Here is a 13,001-nt window from a genome sequence, read left to right as displayed (position 1 = left end):
GGCTCCCCGGGCGAGAAGGTGATGGGCATGACCGAGACCGTCGCAACGGCGCGTCGCAGTCGGATCACGCCCGAGCGAGAGGCCGAGTTGTACGAGGCCGTGCTCGACCTGCTCCGGGAAGTCGGCTACGACGCCCTCACCATGGACGCCGTGGCCGCCCGCACCCGGTCCAGCAAGGCCACGCTCTACCGCCAGTGGGGCGGCAAGGCCGAGCTGGTGGCGAAGGCCGTGCGGCACAACAAGCCCGGCCCGGTCGACGACGTCGACACCGGGTCGCTCAGGGGCGACCTGCACGCGCTCACGCTGCGCGCGGACGACTGCGAGATGGAGCAGAACTCCGCGCTGATGCGGGGCCTGGCCATGGCGACCCACTCCAACCCCGACCTCCTGCGGGCCTTCCGCGAGCATCTCATCGAGCCGGAGATGGCCGAGTTCCGCCGCGTCCTGCAGCGGGCGATCGACCGGGGCGAGGTGTGTGCGGACAACCCGGCGCTCCGGTTCGTGATGCACATGATGATCGGAGCGTTCGCCGCCCGCACCATGATCGACGAGCAGCCGCCGACGCAGAACTTCCTCCTCTCGTACATCGACGCCGTGGTCCTCCCCGCCCTCGGCGCGCGCACCACCTCCTGAGCTGACCCCTCTCCCCAGCAAGCCCACCACCTGACGTAACCGCTCACGTCGTCGGGCTGAACACCCCTGCCCTGACAACCCCACGACTGACCGGGAGTACGCCCTCGTGGCCACGTTCCTCTACAAACTGGGCCGGCTCGCCTTCAGGCGACGGCACTTCGTCGCCCTCATATGGGTGGCGTTGCTGACGCTCGCGGGCGTCGGAGCGGCCAGCGCGCCCGCCGCCGGCAACACCTCCTTCTCCATCCCCGGCACCGAGGCCCAGAAGGCCTTCGACCTGCTGGAACAGCGCTTCCCCGGAATGAGCGCCGACGGCGCCACCGCACGCGTCGTCTTCAAGGCGCCCAGCGGCGAGAAGATGACCGACCGTGCCAACAAGGCGGCCGTCGAGAAGACGGTCAAGGAGCTGCGCAGCGGCTCCGAGGTGGTCTCCGTCGCCGACCCCTACGCCGGGCACGCCGTCAGCCGGAACGGCTCGATCGCGTACGCCTCGGTGAAGTACAAGGTCTCCGGCATGGAGCTGAAGGACTCCTCCCGGGACGCGCTGAAGGACGCCGCGCAACACGCGCGCGACGCCGGGCTGACCGTCGAGGTCGGCGGTGACGCGCTCAACGCCACGCCCGAGACCGGCTCCAGCGAGATCATCGGCATCGGCATCGCCGCCGTCGTCCTCGTCATCACCTTCGGCTCGCTGCTCGCGGCCGGATTCCCGCTGCTGACCGCGATCATCGGCGTCGGCATCGGCGTCTCCACGATCACCGCGCTCGCGCACGCCCTCGACCTGGGCTCGACGACCTCCACCCTGGCGTCGATGATCGGCCTCGCCGTCGGCATCGACTACGCCCTGTTCATCGTCTCCCGCTACCGCGCCGAACTGGCCGAGGGCCGCGAGCGCGAGGAGGCGGCCGGCCGCGCCGTCGGCACCGCCGGATCGGCCGTGGTCTTCGCGGGACTGACCGTCGTCATCGCCCTGGTCGGCCTGTCCGTCGTCAACATCCCGATGCTCACCAAGATGGGTGTCGCGGCCGCGGGCACCGTCGCCATCGCCGTCCTCATCGCCCTGACCCTGATCCCGGCGCTGCTCGGCTACGCGGGCCGCAAGATCAAGCCGATGGGCGAGAAGAGCAGGCTGCTCGGCGGCGGCCGTACCCCGAAGAAGCCGGGCCGGCCCAACATGGGCACCCGCTGGGCAAGTTTCGTCGTGCGGCGCCCGATCGCCGTCCTCCTCCTCGGCGTGATCGGCCTCGGCGCGGCGGCGATCCCGGCCGCCTCCCTCGAACTCGGCCTCCCGGACGACGGCTCCCAGCCGGTCTCCACCACCCAGCGCCGCGCCTACGACCTCCTCTCCGAGGGCTTCGGGCCCGGCTTCAACGGCCCGCTGATGGTCGTGGTCGACGCGAAGGACAGCGCCCATCCCAAGAAGACCTTCACGAAGGTCGGCGACGAGATCAAGGGCCTGAAGGACGTCGTCACGGTCACCCCGGCCGTGCCCAACAAGGCGGGCGACACCGCGACGATCACGGTCGTCCCGAAGTCCAAGCCGTCCTCCACGACCACCGAGGACCTGGTCCACGCCATCCGTGACAAGGGCGCCGACATCGCCCGGCAGACCGACTCCCAGGTCCTGGTCACCGGCTCCACGGCGATGAACATCGACGTCTCGCAGAAGCTGAACGACGCCCTGCTGCCCTATCTGGCGCTGGTGGTCGGCCTGGCCTTCCTGCTGCTGATCGTGGTCTTCCGCTCGGTCCTCGTCCCGCTGAAGGCGGCCCTCGGCTTCCTGCTCAGCGTGCTCGCGGCCCTCGGTGCCGTGGTCGCGGTCTTCCAGTGGGGCTGGCTGTCCGGCCTGATGAACGTCGAGCAGACCGGCCCGGTCATGTCGATGATGCCGATCTTCATGGTGGGCGTCGTCTTCGGCCTCGCGATGGACTACGAGGTCTTCCTCGTCACGCGGATGCGGGAGGCGTACGTCCACGGCGAGAAGCCCAGCCAGGCCGTCGTGACCGGCTTCAAGCACGGCGCACGCGTCGTCACCGCCGCCGCTGTCATCATGATCGCCGTCTTCTCGGGCTTCATGGGCTCCAGCGAGGCGATGGTCAAGATGATCGGCTTCGGCCTCGCGATCGCCGTCTTCTTCGACGCGTTCATCGTCCGCATGGCCATCGTCCCGGCGGTGCTCGCGCTGCTCGGCAAGCGGGCCTGGTGGCTGCCGAAGTGGCTCGACCGCGCGCTGCCCAACGTCGACGTCGAGGGCGAGGGCCTGCGCACGCGCTCCGAGGACGAGGAGCGGGAGCTGGTGCGGGTCTGACGTGACCGGCCCGACGCGCCGCGTCCGCGGCGGCGCGTCAGGCCGGCAACGACCAGCCGGTGAGGGATCCGTGGGGACGGGGCACCCTCACCGGCTTCTTCCTGTCGCGGGCGCTGTCACGCGTGCGGCGACGCCGTCATCCGGAGCCGGAAGGCCGGGCACACGTCCGGGTCGTCGTCCTGGTAGAGGGACGCGCGACCGCCGTCCAGGGCGACCGACAGCGTGTCGAGACCGGAGCCGGCGGGCGGAAACCCCGGTGAGCGTGGCCCGGGTGATGTCGTAGCGTGCCCACCATGACGACAGCCGCCACTGACGCCGAAGAATCCGGAGCGCACCCCCGCTTCGCCGACGCCCTCCGCGCGCGGGGCCTCGACGACCTGCTCGTCCGGACCCGCCGGTTCCCGCAGGCCACCCGGACCGCCGCCGAGGCCGCCGCCGCGATCGGGTGCGGACTCAGCCAGATCTGCAAGTCGCTGATCTTCGCGGCGGACGGCGTACCGGTGCTGGTGCTGATGGACGGCGCCTCGCGCGTGGACGTGGAGCGGGTACGGCGGGAACTGGGCGCGGGCAAGGTCACCCGCGCCGACGCCGCCGTCGTACGCGAGAGCACGGGGTACGCCATCGGGGGCGTCCCGCCCTTCGGGCACCGCACGCGCACGCGTGTCCTCGCCGACCGCTCCCTGCTCGCGCACGACCAGGTGTGGGCGGCGGCCGGCACACCGCACACCGTCTTCCCGATCACCCCGCAGGAGCTCGTCGCCCACGCGGGCGCCACGCTGGTGGACGTGCGCGAGCAGACCGCGTGACGCCGGCCGTCACGGCCGCCGTCCTGCTCGCCGCGGTCACCCACGCCAGCTGGAACGCCATCGCGCACCGGATCACCGACAAGCTGGTCGGATTCACGCTGATCCTGGCGGGCGGCGTACTCATCGGGCTGCTGCTGGCGCCGTTCGCCGCGTTCCCGGCGGCCGGGGCGTGGCCGTACCTGGTCCTCTCGGCCGCGATCCACCTCGTGTACGTCGTCCTGCTGATGACGTCGTTCCGGCTGGGGGACTTCGGCCAGGCCTATCCGATCGCGCGGGGCAGCGCGCCGCTGGTGGTCACCGTGTTCGCGGCGGTCTTCGCGCACGAGGTGCCGGACGCGTGGGCCGCGGCCGGCATCGTCGTGTCCTGCGCGGGCCTCACCGGGGTGGCGCTGTGGGGGCTGCGCGGGCACCGGCCCAACTGGGCGGCGATCGTGGCCGCGCTGGCGACCGGCCTGTCCATCGCCTCGTACACGCTCGTCGACGGACTCGGCGTGCGCGCCTCCGGCTCCTCGCTCGGGTACACCGCCTGGCTGATGGTGGTGCAGGGCGTGGCGATCCCCGCGTACGCCGTCTGCTGCCGCTGGGGGCGCGAGACGGGAGCGGTCCTGCGCCCCCACGCGAGTCTCGGCCTGCTCGGCTCCGTCCTGTCCGTCTCCGCGTACGGCCTGGTCCTGTGGGCCCAGACCCGCGCCGCACTCGCCCCCATCTCGGCCCTGCGCGAATCCTCGATCCTCGTCGGCGCGGCCATCGGCGCCTTGTTCTTCAAGGAGCGCTTCGGCGCACCCCGGATCGCGGCGGCGGGGCTGCTGGTCGTCGGCATCGGGTTGATGCTGCACGCCGGGTAGCAGGATGAAGCGGGATCGGGGGGACAGGGATCAGGGGGACAGGACACAGGAGCCACCGAACCCCGTGAGAGGGAGAGCGTCGATGAGCGACAAGCCGACCGTCAGCGTGCTGGGCACCGGGATCATGGGGGCCGCCATGGCCCGCAATCTGTGCCGTGCCGGGTTCGAGGTGCGGGTGTGGAACCGTACGCGGGCCAAGGCCGAGCCGCTGGCCGCCGACGGCGCCCGGGTCGCCGGCACGCCCGCCGAGGCCGTCGAGGGCGCCGATGTCGTCCTGACCATGCTGTACGACGGCGCCACCGTGCTGGACGTGCTGCGCGAGGCCGGCGCGGCGCTGCGGCCGGGCACGGTGTGGGCGCAGTGCACCACCGCCGGGATCGACCTGGTCGAGGACCTGGCCGGCTTCGCCCGCGAGCACGGGCTCGTCTTCTACGACGCCCCCGTCCTCGGCACCCGCCAGCCCGCCGAGGCCGGCCGGCTGACCGTGCTGGCCGCCGGGCCCGAGGAGGGGCGCGAGACGGTCACGCCGGTCTTCGACGCGGTGGGCGCGAGCACCGTGTGGACCGGGGACGACGGCGGCGCGGGCAGCGCCAGCCGGCTGAAGCTGGTCGCCAACAGCTGGGTGCTCGCCGTCACCGCGGCCGCCGGTGAGACGCTGGCCCTCGCCAAGGGACTCGGCGTCGACCCGCAGGGCTTCTTCGACATCATCGAGGGCGGGCCGCTGGACATGGGGTACCTGCGGGCCAAGGCCGCGCTGGTGCTCGACGGGAAGCTGTCCCCGGCGTCGTTCGCGGTGGCCACCGCCGAGAAGGACGCCCGGCTCATCGTCCAGGCCGGGGAGCGGGGCGGGGTACGGCTCGACGTGGCCGCGGCGAGTGCGGAACGGTTCGCCCGCGCCGCCGCCCAGGGCCACGCGGACGAGGACATGGCGGCCGCGTACTTCGCCAGCTTCGGCAGCCCCGGCGGCTCCGGCGGCTCCGGCGGCTCCGGCGAGAGCAGGAGCTGACCCCCTTCGGCGGCGCCTTGCGCCGAGATGACGTCCGGTGCGCGCGGGAGCACCCTGGAATCAGCTGGCATCAGCGGTTTCCGGAGGTGGTCGACATGATGAACACCGCTGTGGGATGGCACGTCGAGCTGGAGTTCCAGGAGGACGATCAGCACACGCGCGCGGCGGCGATGGTGCGTCTGCCCGACGGCACCGAGGTGCGCGGGCACGGGCACGCCAGCCGTCACCGCATCGACTCCAACCAGCCCCGGGTCGGCGAGGAGATCGCGGGCGCCCGCGCGCTCAACGAGATGGCCATGCAGCTGCTGGCCAAGGCACACGACGAGATCGACGAGATGTCCGGGCGGACGTCGCACCCGATCAACGTGTGAGCGGATCCGGCCGGACCCTCAGGCGAGCGCCGTGCGCAGGGCCCGTACCAGCGACTGCGCCCGCGGGTCCGCCGTCACGCTCTTCCTGAAGCCGTTGGTGACGTAGCCGAAGGCCACGCCCGAGTCCGGGTCGGCGAACGCGAGCGCGCCGCCCCGGCCCGGGTGGCCGAAGGAGCCGGGGGAGAGCAGCGGGGACGCGCTGCCGTGCAGCATGTAGCCGAGGCCGAACCGGGTGCCCACCACGAGGACCCGGTCCGGTCCGGCGGACTGCTCGGCACGGGCCGTCGCCGCCGTCCGCGGAGTGAACAGGCGGCGTCCGCCGTCCACCTCGCCGATCAGCGCGGCGTAGAAGCGGGCCAGCCCGTCGGCGGTGGCGATGCCGTTGGACGCGGGCAGGGCGGCGGCGCGGTAGGCCGGCGCGTTCTCGTCGGGGAGCGGGGTGATGGCGGCGAAGGCGCGCCGGGTCAGGGAGTCCGGGTCGGCGTAGGCCTCGGCCACCGCCCGCTTGGGGCGGGTCTTCAGTCCGCCCGCGGCCTGAGGGGTGTCCAGCGGGCCGACGCGGCCCACGCGTGCCTGCTCCGACTCGGGCAGGCCCAGCCACAGGTCCGCGCCGACCGGCCCGGCGATCTCGTCCGCGGTCCACTCGCCGACCGGACGGCCGGTGATCCGCCGGATCAGTTCGCCGGCGAGCCAGCTGTAGGTCTGCGCGTGGTAGCCGTGGTCCGTGCCCGGCTCCCACACCGGCGTCTGGGCGGCGACGGCCGCGGCGCCCAGGTCGGGGTCGACGGCCTCGGCGGGGGTCAGCGGGCGGTCCAGCACGGGCACGCCGGCGCGGTGCGCGAGCACGTCCCGCACGCGCGTGTGCTCCTTGCCGGCCGCCTTGTACTCGGGCCAGTACGCGCCGACCGGGGCGTCGAGGTCCAGCTCGCCGCGCTGGTGCAGGAGCAGGAGCGCGGCGGCGGCGACGCCCTTGGTCGCGGAGCGCACGATCTGCGCGGTGCCGGGCTGCCAGGGCCGGGTGCCGTCGACGTCCTGGGTGCCGGCCCACAGGTTCACGACGCGGTGCCCGTCGCGGTACACGGAGACGGCCGCGCCGCGCTCGCCGAGCAGCGCGAAGTTCGCTGCGAACGCCTCCCTGACCGGCTCGAAGCCCTCGGCCACAGTGCCGTGCACGTCCACGTCCGCCGTCCCTTCCGATCGCCTGCGACAGTGGGTGCAACAGCGGCCGTCGGCCTGCGATTCCTCGGTGGGATCAGCCCAGCAGAATCGTTACGTCGATGTTGCCGCGGGTCGCGTTCGAGTACGGGCACACCTCGTGCGCCGCGTCCACCAGCCGGGCCGCGACCTCCGCGTCCAGCACGGGCAGGGAGACGCTGAGGGCGACCGCGAGGCCGTAGCCGCGGTGCTTGTTCGGGCCGATGCCGACCTTGGCGGCCACGGTGGAGCCGGTCAGGTCGTAGCCCGCGCGGTTGCCGACCAGGATCAGCGCGTTGTGGAAGCAGGAGCTGTAGCCGGCCGCGAAGAGCTGCTCCGGGTTGGTGCCGTCGCCGTCGCCGCCGAGTGCCGGGGGCATCGCGACCTTCAGCTGGATCTGGCCGTCCTGGCTGGTCACATGGCCGTTCCGGCCGCCGTGGGCGGTGGCCTCGGCGACATACATGATCTTCGTCGGACGCGTGTCGACGGCGGTGTCCTCGGTCATGGCCGGCCTCCCCCGGAACAAGTGGCGCACAAGTACATCGCGCACAAGGTACTGACCGGTATGGAGAGGGGCCGCACCAGGGGTGGGCAACCGGCGGTAACACCGGTCAGCGGCGGCCGGCCGCCGGGTCGGCGCGCTCGGTCAGCCTCCACAGTTCCTCGCGCAACCGCGCGATCTCCTGTGCGCCGAGTCCCGTGGCCGTGAGCAGGGCGCCGGGCACGCGCGCCGCGCGCTCCCTCAGTTCCTCACCGCGCCCGGTGCAGGCGACGCGCACCGAGCGCTCGTCGCCCGCCGAGCGCTCCCTGCGTATCAGGCCCGCCCCCTCCAGCCGCTTCAGCAGCGGCGAGACGGTGCCGTAGTCCAGACGCAGGGCGCGGGCCAGCTCCTTCACGCCGGCCTCGCCGCGCTCCCACAGCACGAGCAGCACGAGGTACTGCGGGTAGGTGAGCCCGAGGTCGTCGAGGAGCGGACGGTACGCGGCGGTCACCGCGCGCTGCGCCGCGTACAGCGCGAAGCACAGCTGGTCGTCCAGCAGCAGCGAGCCCTCGGCGGCGTGGTCCTCGTTCGTCACGCGCCCATTGTCACGGACTTCGGGTCGAACCCGAACGGCAGCTCCAGCCGGTGCGCCCGCATCAGCTCCTCGTCGGAGAGCAGCGCGCCCGTGGCGCCGTCCGCCGCGATCACGCCGTCGCTGAGGACCAGGGCGCGCGGGCACAGCTCCAGGGCGTACGGCAGGTCGTGGGTGACCATGAGGACGGTCACGTCCAGGGAGCGCAGGATGTCGGCGAGCTCCCGCCGGGAGGCCGGGTCGAGGTTGGAGGACGGCTCGTCCAGGACCAGGATCTCCGGCTCCATGGCGAGCACGGTCGCGACCGCGACCCGGCGCCGCTGGCCGAACGACAGGTGGTGCGGCGGCCGGTCGGCGAAGTCCTGCATGCCGACCCGCTCCAGCGCCGTGCGCACCCGCTCCTGGAGGGCCGCGCCCTTGATCCCGGCCGCCGCGGGCCCGAACGCCACGTCCTCCCGCACGGTCGGCATGAACAGCTGGTCGTCCGGGTCCTGGAAGACGATGCCGACCTTCTGCCGGATCGCGGCCATGTGCTGCTTGCCGACGGGCAGCCCGGCCACCGTCACGGTGCCGGTGCCACCGTTCAGGATGCCGTTGAGGTGCAGCACGAGCGTGGTCTTGCCGGCGCCGTTCGGACCGAGCAGCGCGACCCGCTCGCCGCGCCCGATCGTGAAGTCGACGCCGAACAGCGCCTGGTGGCCGTCCGGGTAGGCGAAGGCGAGGCCGCGGACCTCCAGCGAAGCAGTACTCACAGGACCCATCCCAGCAGACAGACGACAAGGGCGGCGCAGGGGAGCGCGAGGGCGTGACGCCACTGCGCGCGGGACGCGGTCACCTCGTCGATGACCGGCATCGAGCCGGCGTAGCCCCGGCTCACCATGGCGAGGTGGACGCGCTCCCCGCGCTCGTAGGAGCGGATGAACAGCGCGCCGGCGGACTTGGCCAGTACGCCCCAGTGCCGCACGCCCCTGGCCTCGAAGCCGCGGGACTCGCGGGCGATCCGCATCCGGCGCATCTCGTCGGTGATGACGTCGCCGTAGCGGATCATGAAGGAGGCGATCTGCACCAGGAGCGGCGGCAGCTTCAGCCGCTGCAGCCCGAGGAGCAGTTCGCGCAGCTCGGTGGTGGCGGCCAGCAGCACGGAGGCGGCGACGCCGAGGGTGCCCTTGGCGAGCACGTTCCAGGCGCCCCACAGGCCGTTCACGCTGAGCGAGAGGCCGAGGACGTGCACCCGCTCGCCCTCCGCCACGAACGGCATGAGGACCGCGAAGGCCACGAACGGCACCTCGATCAGCAGCCGCCCGAGCAGGAAACCGGCGGGCACGCGCGCGTGGCGGGCGACGGCGGCGAGCAGTACGGCGTACAGCGCGAACGCCCACATCGCCTCGCGCGGCGTCGACACCACGACGACCACGAACAGGAAGGCGGCGGCGAGCTTGGTGTGCGGCGGCAGGCCGTGCACGGGCGAGTGCCCGTGCCGGTAGAGCCTGTGCGCGTGTCCGGCGCCCACGTCAGGCGCCGGTGCTCAGGGGGGAGGCGTCGTCGGCGCCGCGCCGCCTGCGCACCGCCCAGAACACGGCGCTGCCCGCCACCACCGTGACGCCGACGCCGATCACGCCCGCGAGGCCGCCGGACAGCCGGGCGTCGGAGACGTCCTTGACGCCGTAGTCGGCGAGCGGGGAGCCGGAGGCGGCGTGCTTCTCCTCCTTCTTGTCGATCCCCTTGTCGTGCGCGACCTTCTCCAGCCCGTCCGGGGAGGCGGAGGCGTAGAAGCTGACGAAGCCGGCGAGGACGAGGGACGTGACCAGGCCGGTCGCCCACAGCGTGCGGCGGGAGGTGCGCGCCGCGACGGGGGCCGTGGGCGCCGGGGCGTCCACCAGCGCGCCGTTCACGCGCAGCTTGAGCCGCTGCTGCAGACCGCGCGCGCCGTGCACCAGGTCCGGGCGCACGGCGATGACGGCGCCCACGGTGAGCGCGGTGATGAACGCCTCGCCGACGCCGATCAGCACATGGACGCCGATCATCGCGGTGGCGACCTTGCCGAGCGGGACGTCGGTGGTGCCACCGGCGGCGTAGATCAGCGTGAAGGCGACGGCGGCGGCCGGCACGGAGACCAGGGCGGCGACGAAGGAGGCGACGGTCACCGAGCGCCGCCCCCGGGGCAGCACGGCGAGCAGGCCGCGGAAGACGGCGTAGGACACGACCGTCGTGACGATCGCCATGTCGGTGATGTTCACGCCGAGCGCGGTCAGGCCGCCGTCCGCGAACAGCACGCCCTGCATGAGCAGCACGACGGACACGCACAACACGCCTGTGCAGGGGCCTACGAGGATCGCGGCGAGCGCCCCGCCGAGCAGATGGCCGCTGGTGCCGGCCGCCACGGGGAAGTTGAGCATCTGTACGGCGAAGATGAACGCCGCCACCAGGCCGGCCAGCGGGGCCGTCTTCTCGTCCAGTTCACGGCGGGCGCCGCGCAGGCTCACCGCGAGGGCGCCGGCGGCGACCACTCCGGTGACGGCGGAGGTAGGGGCGTCGATGAATCCGTCAGGTACGTGCACCCGACGATTTTAGGGCCTTGTTGCGAACCTTTTGCAAGAGAGATGCAGTCTCACCGCTCCGGCAGGCGTCCGCCGGGCGAGAGCGGGAATATGTGCGACATTGGAAAGAAGCGGATGCACAGCTTTCGCATAGGTCACTCAGCGTGAGAGGGCGGTCCGATGACTGTAGTCGAGCAGTACGCGCGCGCCCATATCGTCACGGACGAGGAGGACCCGGGGGCCGTGCCCGTGGTCCTGCGCTACGACCCCGACGCCGATCCGCGGTCGGTCCGGTTCGGTCTGCCCGGGCCGCACGAGTGGACGTTCTCGCGCACCCTGCTCGAACGCGGACTGCGGGCACCGGCCGAGAGCGGTGCCGTACGGGTGTGGCCGTGCGGGCGCGTGCAGGCCGTCGTGGAGTTCCACTCGGACAACGGTGTCGAGGTGGTCCAGTTCGAGTCGAAGGCGCTGCTGAGATTCCTCCGCCGTACGTACACGGCGGAGCCGGTGGGCGCCTGAGCTCAGCCGCCCATCTTCAGCAGGGCCGCCACGATCGGGCCCGCCGTGTCGCCGCCGTGACCGCCCGCCTGGACCACGCCCGCCGCGGCGAGGTCGCCCTTGTAGGCGGTGAACCACCCGTTCGGCTTCTTCTGGCCGTCGACCTCCGCGGAGCCCGTCTTGGCGCCGTAGTCCCCGCTCATGCCCGCCATGGCCTTGCTCGCCGTGCCGTAGTCCGCCGTGAACCGCATGACGTCCTTCAGCTGGGACCGCGTCGCCGACGACATGGTCCGCGCCGCCTTCGCCAGCGTGCGGTGATCCACGTCGGGGGAGACCAGGTACGGCTGGTGGAAGGCGCCCGACTCCACCGTCGCCGCCACCGAGGCCATGTTCATCGGGTTCATGCGCACCCCGCCCTGACCGATCAGCGAGGCACCCATCTGCGCGCCGCTCTGCACCGGCACCGAGCCGTCGAACGACGGGACGCCGACGGCCCAGTTGTCCATGCCGAGGCCGTAGACCTGCTGGGCCTCCTTCGTCAGGTCGCTGTCCGACAGCTTCGGCGCGAAGTCGATGAAGGCGTTGTTGCAGGAGGCACCGAAGCTCTGCTTGAACGTGCCCTTCTTGATCTCGGAGTCGTCGTCGTTGTGGAACGTCCAGCCGGCCAGCTTGTACGTCTTGGGGCAGGGGTGCGAGGCGTCCGGGGTGACGAGCTTCTTCTCGAACAGCATCGTCGACGTCACGATCTTCATCGTGGAGCCGGGCGCCAGGGAGCCCTGGAAGGCCGTGTTGAAGCCGTGCCCGCTGTTGGCGACCGCGAGGATCTCACCGGTCGAGGGCCGCAGCACCACCACGGAGGCCTGCTTGCGCTCGGCGACCTGCCGCTCGGCCGCCGCCTGCAGCGTCGGGTTCAGCGTGGTCCGCACCGTGCCCGGCGTGCCCTTGCTCAGCTCCAGGAGCGTCTTGTCGGACAGCTTGGCCGCCTGCGACGCCTTGCCGCGCACCACGCGCAGCTCGATGCCCGCCTTGCCGCCGGCCGTCTTGCCGTACTTCTCCCGCAGCCCGTCCAGCACCGTGCCCAGGGACGGGAACCTGGCGGAGGTCAGCTGACCGCCGGCGCGGTCCAGCGCGGTGACCGGCGGGGTCCCGGACTCACCGGTGACGAGCGTGTCGCCGTCCTTCAGCTCCGGATGGACGACGGAGGCGTGCCAGTCGACGAGCGGCTTGCCGTCGCTCGTGCGCCGGACGACGGTGAGCGAGCTGTCGTAGGCGAGCGGCTTGCTCAGGCCCTTGTACGACACCGTCGCCTTGACGGAGAACGGCACCTTCGCGCCCGTGGCCTTCCCCGGGGTGAGGGTGACGTCCTTCAGATGGGCGTCCTTGGTGTAGCCGGTGAGCAGCGTGCCGGCGGCGGAGGTGTCGTCGGTGACCCCGGCCGCCTCGGTCACCCTGCCCTGCTGCCAGGCGGTCAGGAAGCGCGTGGACGCCGTGCGGACCTCGGCGGCGCTGAGCGGGCCGGTCTTGACGGCCTTGTGGTGGGCGGAGCCGGCGGACGTCCCGTCGTCGGCCGCGGCCCCGCCGCCGTACAGCGCGTACACGCCGAACCCGGCGCCGCCGATCACCACGGCGAGCATCCCGCCGAGCACGACGGGTCCGGTGTTCCGTCGCTCGGCGACGCGCCTTCTCTTGCCCACTGCCTCAGTTCCTCCGCGTCTTCCCCGGGTCCCCGC

14 protein-coding genes are annotated in these 13,001 nt (G+C 72.4%); 7 read left to right on the top strand and 7 right to left on the bottom strand.

Annotated elements, in window-relative coordinates:
* Positions 1 to 27 precede the first annotated feature (27 nt).
* The 6 genes from AB0N17_RS10655 (at position 28) to AB0N17_RS10630 (ending at position 5,969) form a co-directional block, all read left to right on the top strand.
* Positions 28 to 633, top strand: coding sequence for a TetR/AcrR family transcriptional regulator (locus AB0N17_RS10655; protein WP_366010868.1), 606 nt, complete (start codon positions 28 to 30; stop codon positions 631 to 633).
* A gap of 106 nt (positions 634 to 739) precedes the next feature.
* The gene (locus tag AB0N17_RS10650) at positions 740 to 2,941 is read left to right on the top strand and encodes an MMPL family transporter (protein WP_366010815.1); all 2,202 of its coding nucleotides are present in this window, start codon (positions 740 to 742) and stop codon (positions 2,939 to 2,941) included.
* 293 nt (positions 2,942 to 3,234) lie between these two features.
* Complete coding sequence (locus AB0N17_RS10645) at positions 3,235 to 3,747, top strand: YbaK/EbsC family protein (RefSeq protein WP_366010814.1); 513 nt, start codon at positions 3,235 to 3,237, stop codon at positions 3,745 to 3,747.
* Positions 3,744 to 4,592 (top strand): DMT family transporter, encoded by an 849-nt coding sequence (locus tag AB0N17_RS10640; RefSeq protein ID WP_366010813.1) that lies wholly within the window; start codon positions 3,744 to 3,746, stop codon positions 4,590 to 4,592. The genes AB0N17_RS10645 and AB0N17_RS10640 overlap by 4 nt, the downstream gene beginning before the upstream one ends.
* An 82-nt stretch (positions 4,593 to 4,674) precedes the next feature.
* On the top strand, positions 4,675 to 5,598 hold the full coding sequence (locus AB0N17_RS10635; protein ID WP_366010812.1) for an NAD(P)-dependent oxidoreductase: 924 nt from the start codon (positions 4,675 to 4,677) through the stop codon (positions 5,596 to 5,598).
* 95 nt (positions 5,599 to 5,693) lie between these two features.
* Positions 5,694 to 5,969, top strand: a complete 276-nt coding sequence (locus tag AB0N17_RS10630) for a DUF1876 domain-containing protein (RefSeq protein WP_366010811.1) — start codon at positions 5,694 to 5,696, stop codon at positions 5,967 to 5,969.
* 18 nt (positions 5,970 to 5,987) lie between these two features.
* Here AB0N17_RS10630 and AB0N17_RS10625 read toward each other — a convergent pair whose 3' ends face one another.
* The 6 genes from AB0N17_RS10625 to AB0N17_RS10600 all read right to left on the bottom strand — a co-directional run bounded on the left by AB0N17_RS10625 (position 5,988) and on the right by AB0N17_RS10600 (position 10,794).
* Positions 5,988 to 7,148 (bottom strand): serine hydrolase domain-containing protein, encoded by a 1,161-nt coding sequence (locus tag AB0N17_RS10625; RefSeq protein ID WP_366010810.1) that lies wholly within the window; start codon positions 7,146 to 7,148, stop codon positions 5,988 to 5,990.
* 73 nt (positions 7,149 to 7,221) lie between these two features.
* Positions 7,222 to 7,668: an organic hydroperoxide resistance protein gene (locus tag AB0N17_RS10620; protein ID WP_366010809.1), complete on the bottom strand. Its 447-nt coding sequence runs from the start codon at positions 7,666 to 7,668 to the stop codon at positions 7,222 to 7,224.
* Between the two features lie 106 nt (positions 7,669 to 7,774).
* Entirely contained in the window at positions 7,775 to 8,239 is a 465-nt protein-coding gene (locus AB0N17_RS10615) for a MarR family transcriptional regulator (RefSeq protein WP_366010808.1), read from the bottom strand.
* Positions 8,236 to 8,997, bottom strand: coding sequence for an ABC transporter ATP-binding protein (locus AB0N17_RS10610; protein ID WP_366010807.1), 762 nt, complete (start codon positions 8,995 to 8,997; stop codon positions 8,236 to 8,238). The genes AB0N17_RS10615 and AB0N17_RS10610 overlap by 4 nt, the downstream gene beginning before the upstream one ends.
* Entirely contained in the window at positions 8,985 to 9,746 is a 762-nt protein-coding gene (gene cbiQ / locus AB0N17_RS10605) for a cobalt ECF transporter T component CbiQ (protein WP_366010806.1), read from the bottom strand. Before cbiQ ends, AB0N17_RS10610 begins: the two co-directional genes overlap by 13 nt.
* 1 nt (position 9,747) lies before the next feature.
* Positions 9,748 to 10,794, bottom strand: a complete 1,047-nt coding sequence (locus AB0N17_RS10600; protein ID WP_366010805.1) for an energy-coupling factor ABC transporter permease — start codon at positions 10,792 to 10,794, stop codon at positions 9,748 to 9,750.
* Between the two features lie 159 nt (positions 10,795 to 10,953).
* On the opposite strand from AB0N17_RS10600, the gene AB0N17_RS10595 reads away from it, so the two are divergent.
* Positions 10,954 to 11,292 (top strand): SsgA family sporulation/cell division regulator, encoded by a 339-nt coding sequence (locus AB0N17_RS10595; RefSeq protein ID WP_366010804.1) that lies wholly within the window; start codon positions 10,954 to 10,956, stop codon positions 11,290 to 11,292.
* A gap of 2 nt (positions 11,293 to 11,294) precedes the next feature.
* Here the strand turns inward: AB0N17_RS10595 and AB0N17_RS10590 are convergent, their stop codons facing one another.
* On the bottom strand, positions 11,295 to 12,965 hold the full coding sequence (locus tag AB0N17_RS10590) for a penicillin-binding transpeptidase domain-containing protein (RefSeq protein ID WP_366010803.1): 1,671 nt from the start codon (positions 12,963 to 12,965) through the stop codon (positions 11,295 to 11,297).
* Positions 12,966 to 13,001 lie beyond the last annotated feature (36 nt).

It is taken from the genome of Streptomyces sp. NPDC051133 (assembly GCF_040682635.1).
GTDB lineage: Bacteria > Actinomycetota > Actinomycetes > Streptomycetales > Streptomycetaceae > Streptomyces.
The sequence above is the reverse complement of the archived record's forward strand: the minus strand, read 5'-3'. Positions and strand labels throughout refer to the sequence as shown.